Annotated in this window: 13 protein-coding genes and 1 tRNA gene; 6 read left to right on the forward strand and 8 right to left on the reverse strand. The window is 67.8% G+C overall.

Annotation, left to right across the window (positions count from 1 at the left end):
- Positions 1-52 precede the first annotated feature (52 nt).
- Complete coding sequence (gene hypF, locus QFX32_05250; protein ID MDI9633449.1) at positions 53-2,287, reverse strand: carbamoyltransferase HypF; 2,235 nt, start codon at positions 2,285-2,287, stop codon at positions 53-55.
- Positions 2,288-2,336: 49 nt separating this feature from the next.
- On the opposite strand from hypF, the gene QFX32_05255 reads away from it, so the two are divergent.
- From QFX32_05255 to QFX32_05270, 4 genes are all read left to right on the forward strand, one after another.
- The gene (locus QFX32_05255) at positions 2,337-2,852 is read left to right on the forward strand and encodes an ArsR family transcriptional regulator (protein ID MDI9633450.1); all 516 of its coding nucleotides are present in this window, start codon (positions 2,337-2,339) and stop codon (positions 2,850-2,852) included.
- Positions 2,833-3,642: a winged helix-turn-helix transcriptional regulator gene (locus QFX32_05260; GenBank protein MDI9633451.1), complete on the forward strand. Its 810-nt coding sequence runs from the start codon at positions 2,833-2,835 to the stop codon at positions 3,640-3,642. The genes QFX32_05255 and QFX32_05260 overlap by 20 nt, the downstream gene beginning before the upstream one ends.
- Positions 3,639-5,705 carry a DEAD/DEAH box helicase gene (locus QFX32_05265; GenBank protein ID MDI9633452.1) on the forward strand — a complete coding sequence of 689 codons (2,067 nt, stop codon included), beginning with the start codon at positions 3,639-3,641 and terminating at the stop codon, positions 5,703-5,705. Before QFX32_05260 ends, QFX32_05265 begins: the two co-directional genes overlap by 4 nt.
- A gap of 69 nt (positions 5,706-5,774) precedes the next feature.
- A complete protein-coding gene (locus QFX32_05270; GenBank protein MDI9633453.1) occupies positions 5,775-8,102 on the forward strand; it encodes a PAS domain S-box protein in 2,328 nt (775 codons plus the stop codon).
- 23 nt (positions 8,103-8,125) lie between these two features.
- On the opposite strand, the gene QFX32_05275 is transcribed toward QFX32_05270, so the two are convergent.
- From QFX32_05275 to mmp10, 7 genes are all read right to left on the reverse strand, one after another.
- Positions 8,126-8,944, reverse strand: coding sequence for a hypothetical protein (locus QFX32_05275; GenBank protein MDI9633454.1), 819 nt, complete (start codon positions 8,942-8,944; stop codon positions 8,126-8,128).
- 52 nt (positions 8,945-8,996) lie between these two features.
- Positions 8,997-10,262, reverse strand: coding sequence for a 2,3-bisphosphoglycerate-independent phosphoglycerate mutase (locus QFX32_05280; GenBank protein ID MDI9633455.1), 1,266 nt, complete (start codon positions 10,260-10,262; stop codon positions 8,997-8,999).
- A gap of 82 nt (positions 10,263-10,344) precedes the next feature.
- A complete protein-coding gene (locus tag QFX32_05285) occupies positions 10,345-10,938 on the reverse strand; it encodes a 30S ribosomal protein S3ae (GenBank protein MDI9633456.1) in 594 nt (197 codons plus the stop codon).
- Complete coding sequence (locus QFX32_05290; GenBank protein ID MDI9633457.1) at positions 10,932-11,231, reverse strand: KEOPS complex subunit Pcc1; 300 nt, start codon at positions 11,229-11,231, stop codon at positions 10,932-10,934. The genes QFX32_05285 and QFX32_05290 overlap by 7 nt, the downstream gene beginning before the upstream one ends.
- A complete protein-coding gene (locus QFX32_05295; GenBank protein MDI9633458.1) occupies positions 11,231-12,451 on the reverse strand; it encodes a DHH family phosphoesterase in 1,221 nt (406 codons plus the stop codon). Before QFX32_05295 ends, QFX32_05290 begins: the two co-directional genes overlap by 1 nt.
- Before the next feature lie 6 nt (positions 12,452-12,457).
- Positions 12,458-12,916, reverse strand: a complete 459-nt coding sequence (locus tag QFX32_05300) for a 30S ribosomal protein S15 (GenBank protein ID MDI9633459.1) — start codon at positions 12,914-12,916, stop codon at positions 12,458-12,460.
- A 175-nt stretch (positions 12,917-13,091) separates the two neighbouring features.
- A complete protein-coding gene (mmp10, locus tag QFX32_05305) occupies positions 13,092-14,342 on the reverse strand; it encodes a methyl coenzyme M reductase-arginine methyltransferase Mmp10 (GenBank protein MDI9633460.1) in 1,251 nt (416 codons plus the stop codon).
- A gap of 738 nt (positions 14,343-15,080) precedes the next feature.
- On the opposite strand from mmp10, the gene QFX32_05310 reads away from it, so the two are divergent.
- Together QFX32_05310 and QFX32_05315 are read left to right on the forward strand one after the other, a co-directional pair.
- On the forward strand, positions 15,081-15,395 hold the full coding sequence (locus QFX32_05310; GenBank protein MDI9633461.1) for a DUF504 domain-containing protein: 315 nt from the start codon (positions 15,081-15,083) through the stop codon (positions 15,393-15,395).
- A gap of 83 nt (positions 15,396-15,478) precedes the next feature.
- Positions 15,479-15,551 (forward strand) — tRNA-Thr (locus QFX32_05315).
- Positions 15,552-15,573: the final 22 nt, after the last annotated feature.

Below are 15,573 nucleotides of genomic sequence, written 5' to 3' on the forward strand. Positions count from 1 at the left end.
CCGCACCTTTTTTTCCCTTATATCTTTTCCCGGGGGGCGGCCCTTCCCCTTGTCAGTCCCCCGCGGCGCGCTCCGCGGCGACGATGCACTGGCCAAACGAGATGCACCCGTCGCCGAGCGGGAACTCCCGGTTCATCGAGAAGGCGAGCCCCGCGCGGGTCACCTCGGCCCGGATGGTCTCGCGGATGGCCTTGTTGTACGCGACGCCGCCGGAGAGGACGACGAGCGGGATCCCCCTCTCCTCCGCGGCGTGGACGGCGAGACCCGCGATCCCCCTCGCGAGGTTGAACTGGAACGACGCGGCGACCGACCGGAGATCGTCCCTGTCCCTCGCCCTCCCCGCCTCGAGGAGCGCACGCCGCACGAGCGCCCGCGTGGAGAGGACCTCCCTGCCCCCCGACTTCTCGTAGGAGAGGTCCCACGGGACGGCCCTCCCCCCCGCGGCGAACGACTCGAGTTTCATGGCCGGCTCGCCGTCGTACGTCCTCTCGCGGCAGACCCCGAGCAGGGCGGAGACGGCATCGAGGACCCTCCCCGTGCTCGACGTGAGGACGACGTTCACGTTCCGAGAGAGCTGCGCCTCGAGGACACCGATCTCGAAGTCGGTCCAGCCCCGCGAGGCGAGGATCTTCGCGACCTCGGGGCAGGGGCAGATCCCGTAGAGCATCCTCTCGGGGAACCGGGTGGCGAGGTCCCCGCCGGGCATCGGGACCTGCTCGAGGTGCGCGACCCTCTCGTAGCCCGCGGGCGACCCCGCGAAGACCTCTCCCCCCCAGACAGTCCCGTCCGTCCCGTACCCGACCCCGTCGATCGCGATCCCCACGCACTCCTCCCGCGTGGCAGCCGCGATGTGGGCCTCGTGGTGCTGGACGGGCACGGGTGCCGCGCCCCACCGGTCAGCGAGCTCCCGCGCGTGGCGGGTCGAGAGGAACCGGGGGTGGGCGTCGTGGGCGACGACCTCGAACCCCTCCCCAAGGAGCCTGCACAGGGTCGCGACCGTCTCCTTCAGGTACGCGTAGGTCTGGGGGTTGCGCACGTTCCCCACGTGGGGGGAGGTCGTGGTGAACCCGTCACGGTACACCGTCACGTTCACGTTCAGCTCCGGGCCGACCGCGAGGATCGACCTCTCCCCGAGGTCGATGCGGGTCCGCTTGGGCGCGTACCCCCGGGAGAGTCGGATGATGAAGCCGTCCCTGACGACCGAGTCGTCGCAGCGGTTCACGATCGCGCGGTCGTGGGTGAGGAAGAAGTCGGCGTGCCCGTGGAGCTTTGCCATCGCGGCATCTATCTCCGTGATCATCGGGTAGCCCGGGAGGTTTGCGCTCGTCATGATGAGGAGGGGGTGGGAGAGGTACGAGAAGAGGAGGGCGTGGAGGCCCGTGTACGGGAACATGCACCCGATCGTGTGGAGGTTCGAGATCGCCGCGTGCGCGTCGGGATCCCTCTTCTCGAGGACGACGATCGGCCGCTCGTGGCCGCGGAGGAGCCCGAGCTCCTCGGGGGAGACGACCGCGATCCGCCCGACGTAATCGGGCCTCACCATGACGGCAAACGGCTGCTCCTGCCTGCCGAGCCGGCGCTTCAGCTCGCCCGCGATCTCTTCCGTGCACGCGAGGTGGAAGCCCCCCACGCCCCTGATCGCCACGATCGCGCCCGCGTCAAGGAGCCTCGCGGTCTCGCGGACGACGTCCTTTGCGGGGACCTCGTTTCCCGCGGAGTCGAGGAGCCGCAGGGACGGCCCGCAGGCTGCGCACGCGATCGTCTGGGCGTGGTGCCTCCTGCTCGCGGAGTCGCTGTACTCGGCGGCACAGGCGGGACACGGGGGGAACGCGGCCATGGACGTCCTCTCCCTGTCGTAGGGGAGGTCGCGGATGATGCTGTAGCGGGGACCGCAGTTGACGCACGAGGTGCACCAGTAACCCTCGTACCTCCCCCCCGGCGAGAAGATGTCGGAGAGGCACTCGTCGCACGTCGCGATGTCGGGCGGGATCATGCCGGAGAGCGAGCCCCTGTCGCTCTCGATGATGGAGAAGGAACCCGGGAACGGGCCGGGATCGGGGAGGACCTCCACGCTGTCGACCCGGGCCATCGGGGGTCCCCGCGAGACGGCCTCGAGGAACTCCTCGAACCTCTCGCCGCAGGCCCGGATCTCGACCTCGCTCCCCCTGTTCTGCACGGAGCCGACGATCCCGAGCCTCGTCGCGGCGGCATACACGAATGGCCGGAAACCCACCCCCTGCACGATTCCGCGGATTTTAATCCGTCCACTCCTGCGCGTGCCGTTCAAACAAAGATTTATTGATTTCCCGAGCCATATAATAGGTAGGGTTTTCGCAGTGACCGGGCACATAAGGATAGTCAACGATCCCGTCGACCTCGTCCCCCTCCTCATCACTTTTCACAACGCGACGTACAAGAAGATCTACGACCTCCTGACGCACGCGTGGATGACGGAAGAGGAGCTCTGTGCCCGTGTCCCGGGGGAAGACGTGAGCAGTTGCCTCGCCATCCTCAAAAAAGGGAGTCTCGTGGAGGAGAAGTGGAGGATGCCGGTCCCCGGCCAGAAGCCGTCCAAGGAGTACAGGGCGACGTACAACAAGTTCAGGGCGAGTTTCCAGTGCAATTTCTCCGATCTCGCCGATCTCCTCTTCGTGGCGGTCTCCAACGACGAGTACTTGAGGGAACTCGTGGAGAAGGTGGAGGGAGAACTCCGGTCCGGGAACACCTCGATCAACGACATCGCGCGGAAGTTCGGGGTCAACCCGATCTTCATCAGGGGGCTTGCGAAGCGCATCCCCCACCTCGACCTGAAGGGGCAGGGGCTGGTCCTCCTTGACGGCGAGCGACACTGACCCCCTCTCGGCACTCCTGCGCAGCAAGAGGGAGGTCACGAGGCTCCAGATCCTCGTCGAGATCGCGGAGCACCAGCCGGCGATCCGCCAGCAGGAGATCGCGAGGAAGATGGGCGTGACGCCGCAGGCGGTCTCGGAGTACATAAGGGAACTCACCGACGAGGGGATGGTCACGGCCCACGGGAGGGGCCACTACACCGTGACGAGGTCCGGGATAGAGTGGGTCCTCGCGCAGGCAGAGACGCTCGAAGCGTACGCCCGCCACATCCGGAGGGACGTGATCCAGCAGGTCTCCACGTGGACGGCACTCGCGGCGACCGATCTCGAGGAAGGGGAGCGGGTCGGCGTGTACATGCAGGACGGCTTCCTCTACGCGTCCCGCGAGCCGAGGAGCGCGATGGGGACCGTGACGCGGGATGCCCGCGCCGGGGAGGACGTGGGCGTCGCCCGCCTCTCGGGCCTCATCGACCACACCGAGGGCGTCGTCCACGTCTGCAAGGTCCCCCGCGTCGAGAAGGGGGGTTCCCAGCGCGTGGAGAGAGATGCCCTCGCCGGGCTCGTTCGGGACGTAAAGGTCGTCGCGGCGGTCGGGCTCGAGGCGTACGTCGCCCTCGAGAAGGTCGGGAGGAAGCCCGACATGTTCTTCGGCGCCCGCGAGGGAGTGATCGAGGCGGCATTCCACGGCCTTGACTGCGTCATCGTCATCGTGGACGAGGAATTCACGGATTTCCTGAAGAGACTGGAGGCAGCAGGGCTCTCCTACACGATCCACGACCTCTCGACCCCATGAACATCCTCGTCGTGCCCCAGAAGGGTGATTACAGGATCCTCTTCCTCGACAACCTGAAGGTCGTCGCCACGGGGATCGCCGAGATCGAGGAGACGGAGAAGGGTTTCCGGCCGGGGAGGTACAGGCTCCGCTGGGGGGAGAAGAAGCAGTTCCGGCACACACCCTCAAAGGAGCTCGTGGTCTCGCTCCGGAAGGGCTCGGTGTACCTCGCGAGGGAGGACGAGGTCTTCGAGGGGTTCCTCCGCGACTTCCAGATCCCCTACTCCCACGCGGAGGTCTGCCGGATCTGCCTGATGGAGGACAGGGTGACCCCCCTCTCGCGGAAGGACAGCGTCCGGTACACGACGGGCGAGCGCATCTGCTTCGAGTGCGGAAAGCGGGAGTTGCGCAGGGAGCTCGCCGCGATGGGGAAGGTCGGGCGGAGCGCGCTCGGCCATCTCGAGGAGCTCCTCGCGTCGCTCCGGGACGTCGAGAAGGTCCTCGCGTCGGTCCGGCCCGGAAAGTCCCGGATATCCCAGGCCCTCTTCGACCGGCTCGAGGCGCACCCCGTGCAGGAGACGCAGGCCCTCGTCGAGCTCCCCCTCCCCCGCGAGTTCGTGGAGGCGTCCGGCGTCGAGAGGCTCATGCCCGTCCAGCAGATGGCAGTCGACGCAGGCCTCCTCCACGGCAGGCACCTCCTCATCGTCTCGGCAACTGCGAGCGGGAAGACGTTCATCGGCGAGATGGCGGGACTGAAGAACTTCCTCGAGGGGCGCGGGCACTGCCTCTTCCTCGTCCCGCTCGTCGCCCTCGCCGTCCAGAAGTACCAGCGGTTCGAGGAGCGTTACGGGAAGATCGCGGGCGTCGGGCTCCTCGTCGGGCAGGCCCGGATCAACATCCCCGAGAACCGGCCCGTCGGGGACAGGAACATCAGGGCCCCGCTCGTGGTGGGGACCTACGAGGGGGTGGACCACTTCATCCGCACCGGCGGGCGCCTCCCGCCCATCGGGACCGTCGTCATCGACGAGGTCCAGACGCTCGTCGACCCCGAGCGCGGCCACAGGCTCGACGGGCTGATCGCCCGGCTCAAGTACCTCTTCCCGCGGGCCCAGTTCCTGTATCTCTCCGCGACTGTCGGTGTCCCCAAGGCCCTCGCGAAGAAGCTCGGGGCGACCCTCGTCCGGTACGACGACCGGCCCGTCCCGCTCGAGCGGTACCTCCTCTTCACCGAGAACAGGCAGAAGATCCCGACGATAAAGCGGCTCTGCGCGCAGGAGTACGCGCACGTCTCCTCGAAGGGCTACCACGGGCAGTCGATCGTCTTCACGAACTCCCGGGCGAGGACGCACGTGATCGCCGATGCCCTCGGCCCCGGCTACGCCGCGTACCACGCCGGGCTCTCCACGCAGGAGAAACGCGAGATCGAGGCCCGGTTCCTCTCGGGGAAGATCAAGGCCGTCGTCACCACCGCGGCGCTCGGGGCAGGCGTCGACTTCCCCGCATCGCAGGTCATCTTCGACTCGCTCGCGATGGGCATCAACTGGCTCACGGTGCAGGAGTTCTCCCAGATGTCGGGGAGGGCGGGGAGGCCCGACTTCCACGACCTCGGGAAGGTCGTGGTCCTCGCGGAGCCCGGTGCGTCCTACTCGCGGGCGGGGTCGATGACAGAAGAGGAGGTCGCGATGAAGCTCCTGCGGGGGGAGATGGAGGAGGTCGCTCCCGAGCACGACGTCGAGCAGAGCTCGGAAGAGTACGTGGCGAACGCCGTCGTGTGCGGGGGGAGGCTCTCTGACCTCGAGAGGATCAACGCGACCATGGTGGGATCCATGGAACCGGTCCTCGACCTCCTCGTGGAGAAGGGCCTCGTCTCGGTCGAGGACGGGAGGGTCGTCCTCTCCCCCCTCGCCCGCGTGATGGCAGAGCACTTCATCGGGGTCGAGCGCCTCGCCGAGATCCGGAGGCTCGCGGCGGAGGTCTCCGATCCCCTCGACATCGTGGCGGAACTCGCCTGTGCCGAGAGCGAGAGGAGGCGGGAGGCGGAGAGGGAGGGGAGGAAGGCGGGGAAGCGGGGGAAGGGGGAGTAGCCCTGCGGGATCGCCCCACCCTTTAAATACATCCGGCACGATATCCTTCCCCACCGCTGCGGGAGTCCCATGATCTCTGTCCTCTACGTGGACGACGAGCCCTCGCTGCTCGACGTCACGAAACACCTCCTCGAGCATACCCGGCAGATATCCGTGGATACCGCGGTCTCCGCCGCGGAGGGCCTCGAGATGATCGCGCAGCACCGCTACGATGTCGTGGTGTCCGACTACCAGATGCCCGGGATGGACGGGATCGGGTTCCTTCGGGCGATCAGGGAACTGGGACTCGATGTCCCGTTCATCATCTTCACCGGGAAGGGCCGGGAGGAGGTCGCCGTCTCCGCGTTCGAGAGCGGTGCCGATTTCTACGTCCAGAAGGGCGGGGACGTCCGGGCCCAGTTCGCGGAGCTGGAGCGGAAGATCACCCTCGCCCACGAGCTCCACGTGGAACGGGAGGCAAGGAGGGAGCAGGAAGAGAGGCTCCGCCAGATCGTCGATTTCCTCCCCGACGCGACGTTTGCCATCGACACGGGGGGGCGGGTCATCATCTGGAACCGCGCGATGGAGAAGATGACGGGGATCGGGGCACGCGAGATCCTCGGGAAGGGAGACTTCGAGTATTCCCTCCCGTTCTACGGGGAGCGGCGCCCCATCCTCATCGACCTCGCCCTGCGGGATGACGGGGAGATACGGGGGAAGTACGCGTACGTGAGGAGGGAAGGCGACAGCCTCGTCGCGGAGACGTTCATCCCCCACCTCGGGGGTGGAGAGGGTGCGTACCTCTGGGGGATCGCGACGACCCTCCGCGACACGGGGGGCCGGATCATCGGCGCGATAGAGTCCATCCGCGACATCTCAACGTGGAAGGCGGCCGAAGCGGAGCTGGTCAGGAAGAACGAGGAACTCCAGCGAGCGTACGGGGTATTGGCGGCGGGAGGCGAGGAACTCCGGCAGAACCTCGCCGAGGTAGAGAGGAGCCACAGGCGCCTCGAGGGGAGCGAGAGGAGGTTCCGCCAGCTCTTCGAGGCGATGCACGAGGGGCTCGCCCTCCACCGGCTCGTTTGCGACGGGGAGGGGAGGCCTGCCGAGTACAGGATCCTCGCCGTGAACCAGGCCTTCGAGAGGATTCTCGGGCTCCGGCGGGAAGACGTCGTCGGGAAGCTCTCCTGCGAGGCATACGGCGTCGACACGCCGCCGTTCCTCGGGACCTACGCGGAGGTGGCAGAGAGCGGGATCCCGTGCTCGTTCGAGGCGTATTACCCGCCCCTCCGGCGCCACTTCCGGATCTCTGTCTACAGCCCGGCAAAGAACCACTTCGCGACCGTCTTTGAGGACATCACCGAGAGTGTCCTCGCCGAGAGGGAAAAGGTCGTCGCAGAAAAGAGGCTGCGCGATACCATCCGCCTCTCGCGCGTGGGATTCTGGGAATACGGCCTCCGGGAGGAGAGGGTCACGTGGTCCCCCGAGCTGCGCGAGATCCTCGGGTGGGACCCGGGGGTCCCCGCTCCCCCTCCCGCGGACCTCCCGCGGTTCTTCACCCCGGAGGGTTACGAGACCTTCGCGCGGGCCGTCGGGAGAGCCGCGCGCGACGGCGAATCCTACGACCTCGAGCTCGAGATGGTCCGGGCAGACGGGGTGAAGATATGGGCGAGGGCAGTCGGCGGGCCGGTCCGCGGCGCGGACGGCTCCATCTCGGGGGTCCACGGGACCTTCCAGGACATCACGGAGGAAAAGAACGTACGGGAAGCCCTCAAGAGGGCAAACCGCGAGCTCTCGCTCCTCTCCCGGATCACGCGGCACGACATCCAGAACAGCGTGATGGCCGCGAGGGGACTCCTCGAGATGATGGAAGGGGAAACTCCCGAAGGGCAGTGGGCCTGCCGGGCGAGGCTCGGGGAAGTGATCGACCGCATCAGCCGGCAGATCCAGTTCACGAGGGAGTACGAGAGACTGGGGCAGCAGGAGCCCGCGTGGCAGCCCCTCGACGGGATCCTCGGGGGAATCGCGGTGCCGGCGAGAATCCGGTTCGAGAGGGGTCAAAGTCACGCCGAGGTCTTCGCGAGTCCCCTCCTCCCCAAGGTATTCGAGAACCTCCTCGACAACTCGCTGCGCCATGCCGGGCCCGGCCTCACGGCGGTGCGGGTCTCCTGCGGGAGGGACGGCGACGACCTCCTCGTCGCGTGGGAGGACGACGGCGTCGGTATCCCCGGGGAGGAGAAGGAGCGGATATTCGAGTACAAGTACGGGAAGAACACGGGCCTCGGCCTCTTCCTCGTGCGCGAGATCCTCGCGGCCACCGGGATCTCCGTCCGCGAGACGGGCACGCCGGGGAGGGAGGCGCGGTTCGAGATACGGGTTCCCCACCGGCTCTGGCGGCCGGAGGCCGGCCACGGGTGAAGGGGTGATCCCGCCCCCCTCTCTCAGCCCCTCTCGAGCTCGCAGACCCACCTGTCGTAGATGGGGTCGCGGGGGTTCTCGGAGATGCCCGCCGCAAAACCGCGGCTCTCCCCCCAGGACCCGAGGAGCTCTGCCTCGCGCCTCGTCCCGACCGTGATCAGGCAGTAGTCCGCGAGGGCGAGGAGGGCATCGGTGATTGCCTCCCACGTCCCCTCGTTGAACGTGTTGATCTCCCCGAACATGAGGCCGAGTCCCGCGTCCGCCCGCCCGCAGTAGTGCTCCGCGAGGCACCCGTCGATGCACATCGTCCTCTCGGGCAGCAGCCTCCCCCGCGAGAGGCCGAGGGAGAGGAGAGAAGGGTCGTTGTCGTAGGCGAGGGGGATGATCCCCCTCTCCCTGAGGAGGAGGGACCCTAGTCCCGACCCGCAGCACGAGTCGAGGCAGGAGGAGAACGCCCTCCCCTCCCAGTACTCCGCGAGGAGGTCCCTTGCCTCCGCGACGCGGTCGGGGTTGAGGTCCTCGAGCGCGGGCGTCACGTTCCGTGCAAGGTCGAGGCTGTAGTACTCCCTCACGGCATCCTCGAAGACCGCCCTCTGCTCCTGGAATATCTCCCCCGGGAACTCCTCGAAGTGCTCGACGAGGGCGAGCGTCGGCTCCCGCAGGTGGAACGAGCCCATCACCCACCCATCGCCCGTGTGGAAGGCGATGGCGAGGGGGTCTTCGTCCTCGTCGACGAGCATCCTCGACTCGTCCGCGGGGACGTTCTCGAGCCATACTGTGTACGCGTCGTCCGTGAGGTCGGAGAACGTGGGCTCGATGCAGCGGAGGCCGGGGAGTTCCATCACGCGTTCGAGGAGGGTCCGGGGTTCTCGTGAAACGTTCTCCATGGCGGAATCAGGCCCCGTACTTCGGTGCGCGGTCGAGGAGGTCGAGGAGGATGGGCAAGAGGTCAAGGCCGCGTATCCTGTGGAGGGCCCCCTCCGCGCACGATATCTCGTCGAACGCCGTCACCCTGTCTGTCCTCACGCCCTCCCCCGCGATGGCGACCGGGACGGGGTCGGCGCTGTGGTCCCGGACGGCGCACGGCGTGGAATGGTCGGCGCAGACGACGAGGAGGGTGCCGGGCAGCCGCGCGATGGGCGCGAGCGCGCTGTCTACCCTCTCGATGAATGCCATCTTGGCCCGCGAGTCGCCGTCGTGCCCGGCCTCGTCCGCGCCCTTGACGTTGAGGAGGACGAAGTCCACCGACGCGAGGGCATCCTTTGCGGCCCTGACCTTCGCGTGGATGTCGGTGTCGACCGAGCCCGTCGCTCCCGGGACGTCGATGCGCGTGAGCCCTACGGCCGTCCCTATCCCCGCGATCAGCGCGGCCGCGGAAATCACGCTCCCCGAGAGCCCGTACTTCTCGCGGAACGGCTCGAAGTGCCCCATCCTCCCCGCGCCCCGCACGAGGATGGTGTTTGCGGGCGGCAGTCCCCGCGCCGCCCGCTCCCTGTTGATCGGGTGGTCGCGGAGGATCCCCTCCGCCTGCCGGACGAACTCCGCGAGGGCGGCGGCCGTCCTCCGGTCCGCGTCGTCCCCTGTCTTCGCCCCGAAGGGGAGGGGGGCGACGCCCTCCTTCTTGGGGTCGTTCGAGGTGACGGAGACCCCGAGCCCCTCGCCGCGGAACGCGAGGGCAGCCCTGTGCCCCGCGCCGGAGCGGAAGGAGAACTGGATGCCGAGTCCGGAGAGGTCGACCCCCTCCTCCACCGCCCGGGAGAGCGGCTCCGTCCCGTGTATCCTGCCCGCCCGACGGTCGACGACGCGGCCCTCCGCGTCGAGGGTCGCGTAGTTGCACCGGAAACCGATCATCCCCGGTTCCATCCGGATCCCGCAGCCCTCCGCCTCGAGCGGCCCCCTCCCCGTGTAGTATCTCCGCGGGTCGTAGCCGAGGAGGCTCAGGTGCGCCGTGTCCGACCCCGGCCTGATCCCGGGGGCGATCGTGTCCATGATGCCGCAGATGCCCTCGCGCGCGATCCCGTCGAGGACCGGGGTGAGGGCCGCCTGGAGGGGAGTCCTGTTCCCGAGCTCCGGGCAGGGGCGGTCGGAGAGGCCGTCGAGGACGAGGAAGAGGATCTTGCGCGCCGTCATCTGGAGGGAATGTAGTACCCCGCCCCACATATGTTTCACCTTCCCGCGGGGCGGGCGCGGGGTGGCCACGGAAAACGGGGGGAAGGTGGATTGGGCGCTGCCCGCCGCACTCTCACGTGACCTTCGCGGCCACGAGCTTGGACTTTATCACCTCGACCCGCCGGACCGGGAAGATCGGCTTTACCGCCTTGAATGCCTCGCGGGAGAAGTCGCCGTTCACGATCATGCTCACGATCCCGTTCATGTCGGCCTCCGAGGCCATCTTTCGCACGAGCTGGGTGATGGTGCTCCTTATCTCGTGGACCTGGGAGAGGTTTGCGCGCGTGAGCGTGAAGCACGTGACGGTGAGGGCGATGTTCTTCCCGTCCTTCGTGACGATGGGGATGTGGCAGTCGATGCGCGACGTACGCCTCTTGATCATCGACCGGAGGTAGTCCCGGGTCACCTCGTGCCCCACGAACTCGGTGTAGGCCGAGTCGCCCGCCACCTGCGCGATCTTGAACCGCATCTTCACGTTCTGCTTCGCGTAGTCGTTGATGATCTCCCCGAGCGTCGTCTGCATCACGCGCCCGACCACGTTCTGCGGGTCGTTTGCGATCGTGTCCCCGATGTAGGTCTTCCCGAGGACTTCCGGTGCGAACACCTTGTACCAGCTCTTGGCTTTCCAGCCTTCGACTCTCCTTCCTGATTGTTTCTTCTTCACCATTCTCTCACCAGTTTCCCTGTGCAGGTTTTCGGCAACTCCGCTCCCCCGGGTGGATCGCCGCTTTTCCTCTCGCATCCCGGGACGAGCCTGCAGATCTCCTCCGCGATCGCGAGGTTCATCAGGTAGTCGTCCACCGACGCGATCACGGACCGGAGCGACGTTCCCCGAATCTCCGTCACCACGAACCCGTCGCGGCAGTGCGTCCGCATCGACAGGAGGTTGTCCGGCGAGAGGGCCGCGGCGACGCAGGCGGCCCGTTCGTGCCGGGTCCTTATCTCCCCCTCGATCTCCATCACGCGGCCACCGCCCTCCGCAGCGCGTCCACGAACTGGGGGAGCCTCGCGGCGGGGACCGTCGCCCCCGCCCTCCGCGCGTGGCCGCCCCCGAATCCTCCCACCTGGACCGCCGCGCTGTGGACGTGCTCGCCGAGCTCGACGTCGCGGCCCCGTGCCGCCCGTACCGAGACGAACGCGAGCTCGTCCACCCTCGATGCGACGGCGACGACCGGGTCCCTGCACTCGACGTCCCTTGCGAGTGCATCCGCGACGTCGCTCGCGAGCGAGGGGTCGTCCACCTCCACGAGGCCGCCCCTGTCGCCGCCCCGGAGCGCTGCCGCGAGGGCGCCGATCACCCTGAGCCTGTGCTCCACCGCGCAGCCGAACGCCTCGTCGAGGCAGGCGGCAGACCGCAGGCAGAGAGAGGCGGCAAGACCCCCCCGGCCGGACTTCCCGCAGGCGTCGACCACCGCGGTGAGCGTGTGGGCGTCCGGGATGACCTCGCGCTCGAGGCTGTAGCAGTCCCCGTACACGGACTCGAGGGTCTCGGCCGGCGCGTAGGGCGCCACCCTGATGACGAGCAGCGAGAGGAGCCTCGCGAGCGAGACTTCCCCGTCGGCTGCAGCCTTCTCGAGGATGTCGGAGACCGCCTCCTCGTTCCCGCTCACCTCGTGGAGGTAGGGGTTGAGTGCCGCGTAGAGCCGCTCGTGATCATCCCTCCCCGAGAGGAGGAGCCCCTTTCCCGGCGAGACGAGGCCGAGGGCCACGGCATCGTTGAAGATGGCGAGGTTCTGCCCGGAAAGCTCCTGCCGGTCGCCGATGATGCCGAGCATCACGAGGCCCGAAAGGTCGCGGTTTTCCCCGAGGGACTGCGCGACGAGGAACGCGGTCCCCGCGGAGGAGAGCTCGCGTTCCCCGTCGATCCCGTGGAGCCGGGGGTTGACGTGGAGGTCGCCGCGGAACCGGGGGATGTGGTGGTCGACCACCATGACGTCCTCCGGGAGGTCGGCCATCCCGGACCCGAGATCGCAGAGGAGCGTCGGCGTCTCCTGCGGGAGTGCCGCGGGGCTCACGTGGGGGACGGCGCGGAGCCTGAACCGTATCCCGCGCCTGTAGAGCGCCGTGCAGACGATGGCGCCAGCGGCGATGCCGTCGGCGTCGTGGTGCGCGTACACCTCCACGAACTCCTGCCGGGCGAGGTGCCCGGCGAGGCGTGCTGCAGCCTCCGCGAGGGTCATGCGACGTTACCGCGACAGCAGGATCTCGGCGCTCTCCGGCTTGTAGCTCCAGTCCTTCGGCAGGCGGCCCGTGCGCGTGTAGTACTTGACGAGGCGCCGGACCTTCGACTCCGTGAGCTGGAGCTGCCTCTTATTGTGCAGGTCGTTCTTGTTCGCGGCCACGTGCTTGCGCAGCCCGAGTGCCTTCGCGATGAGGTTGCGGAGGTCCTCGGGGATCTCGGACTCCAGTCCGTTCTCCCTGAGGATCTGCCCGATCCGCTTCCCCGTGACGAGTTTCACGTCGGGGACCCCGTGGCGGTCGCGAAGGATCATCCCGATCTGGCTCGCGGAGAGGCCTTCCCTGCGCATGTCGACGATGAGCTTCTCGATGGCCGCGACATCGCGGTTCGCCCACGACGGGGGCTCCTTCCTGAACGGCCGGACCGACCCCGAGTGTCCCTTCCGCCGCGCGTGTATCCTTGCCATAGTCTTTCCGTCACCTCCGAGATACCCAAATGTAAATCCGAAAAGAGCCATTGGCTGGCTCCCTGTAATCCCAGGAGGCCCGCGCCGCGGGCCGGTGCAGGGCATTCCCCGCACGTCGGACTTACATCTGCCAGCACTACGAGAAGTGCTTCTTAAAAATGGTGGCGGGACGCTCTTAATGGTATCGCGGACTTGGGGGCGATTGCCCGTACCGGTTGACGAGCCGGATCAGCGCGGAGAAAGCCTCGATCTCGAGGGAGAGGACCTCGTTCCGCTCCATGCCCATGCTCGTCTCGCCGTCCGCGGTGAGGGTCTCGGGACCCCTCACGACGGTCCTTTTCACCCCGTCCCGCGAGAGGACGGCTTCTGCCTCCCTGTCGTGGACGAACGCCCTGCCCGGTATCACGACGAGGGGTTCGAGCGCGGATGGGTCGAGGGACCGGAGGTCATCGACCGTGATGAGGCACGCGATGTCCTTCTCGACGGGGACGACCCGCGCCCCGTCCCCGCACTGCGAGAGGATGGAGCGGATGAACGGGGCGGCAATCCTGCCCGTGACGATGCTCGCTCGCCCGGTGAGGCGCGGGAGCTTCGCGACGAGCTCCGGCTCGGATGCGAGGGCGAACGGCGAGCCGATCGCGGGGTCCCAGAGGGGCGTCCCGCTCACCTTCATCCTGCACCTCCGCGAGAGGGCTGTCACCATGTCGCGGAACTCCCCGACCTCCTGCACGGGGTGGCCGGGGATGATCGGCGCGTTGCCGAGGATGAGCCCCTGGTCCGCCCTGTTCGCAAACCGCATCAGGATGAGGCCCTTTGCACCCCTCTCCTCGAGCCACCCGCACGTCTCCTCGAGGACGGGGCCGTCGTTGACGCCCGGGAGAACGACGCAGGCAGCGTACACGTCGATCTTTTCGCACAGCCTCTCGAGGACGGCGAGGGATGCTCCCGGTGTCGGGTCGTGCATGTACCGCTTCCGCAGCTCCGGCCGGACGGAGAAGACCGTGAAGGAGATCTCGGCGAGGCCCGCGTCGACGAGGAAGTCCGCGATCCCGGGGTCGTCGAAGCCCTTGCCACTCGTGTACCCGATGTGGAGTGGTGCCTCCATGCTCGAGAGGAGTTCGAAGAGGTCGCGGAAGCGGGGGTAGCAGCTAGGGTCCCCGCCGCCGCTCACGGTGACGCGGCTCACCTCGTCCGGGATCGACTGGAGCCGGACGAGGACGTCGTCGGCGATATCGCGGAGATCCCTAAAACCCCTGTAGTACTCGCGGACGCTCCTGCTGCAGTAGTCGCAGCCTTTCCGGTAGGGGGGACAGTAGCGGCAGCCCAAAGGGGCTGTTTCCTTCACGTGCCTGAAGTAGCAGTACTCGCAGAACCCCCGGCAGTCGACACCGGGGCGTCCCCCGATGTCGACGGTGAGATGGGCCATTGTCTCGTACCGATCTCTCCTCCGGGCGGAAAATCCCTTTGGATGGGGGCGAGGGTCGGGCGGGAACAGCGGCAGTGTCGTTGCCCTCCCCGCGGATGGAGATGTCTCCCGTGCCGGCGGATCACCGCGGGATTGAAGGTATCCCGGGGGGAAATTCACTCTCAATTAGGGGCATCCGGCCATCCTTCGCCTGCATTTGATCTCGTGCGGCGTGTACCTTCCTCACCGCGGGGTGCGCCACGCGCGAGGACGCAAGGCCGCCCTCTCCTTCCCCTGCCCCCCTCAGCGCCCGGTGGGATGTCCTCCCGGGGGACGCGACTCCGGTTGGGTACGACGTCCCCGGCCCGTGCAGTGCGGACGTCCGGGCCGGCCGTTCCCGCGTTCCACCCGGAGACCGGCACGCACGTCTATGCCTTCGCGGGGGCCCGTCCCCACGGGACATACCAGTACTTGTTCCCCGTGGGCCGGGGGGGGAAGCTCGCGTGCCCGCGCCCCTTCTTGGGGGATACGGTCTCGCGGAGGCCGGGACGGTGCCGGAGCGGCTCCTCGGGGGGCGGGTGTGCACTCTCCCACGGGCAGTGGGCGGGGGGCAATCCGTCGAGAGGACCAGAGGGAGTATCACCTCTCCCCGCGAGATCCATGGTGGTGCGATGCGGTGCACGGGGGACGGCGGGAAGTGGTCGCGAGGATATTCGAACGCGGGGGAAGGCACCGTCGAGGGTATGGAGTGCGTCCTGCGTGGAAAAGGGAGGTGGCCGGGCAGGGCCGTCCCCGCGGGGAGGACAGGCACTGATGCGGAGCCGGGAGATCCTCCACAGGCTCCTCCACGATCCACGGTATTCCCTCGCCGACGCCGAGGTGTGGTACGTCGACCGCGGTGCCCCGGGGGACGTGAGCCGGGCGGCGGGGAGCGAGATCGTCTCGGTCGGGCCCTTCGCGTTCCGGGTGGCGACGGTGACCGGGACGAAGGACATCCCCCACCACAGGATCGTCCGTATCCTCCACCGGGGCGAGGTCCTCTGGGAGCGGGGGGCGAGGCGGGAGGGGCCGTGAGGCAGGACGGCCACGGGCGAGATGTTGGGCCATTCGACGCCCGGCGCCACATTTTTCAGCAACGGGCTGCAATATTCTATGGCGCCCCAGTGGCTTAGCCGGCAGAGCGGCTGACTTGTAATCAGCAGGTCCCGTGTTCAAATCACGGCTGGGGCTTTTCACGCCGGAATCTCGCTTG

Source organism: Methanolinea sp., assembly GCA_030055515.1.
Taxonomy (GTDB): Archaea; Halobacteriota; Methanomicrobia; order Methanomicrobiales; family Methanospirillaceae; genus Methanolinea_A.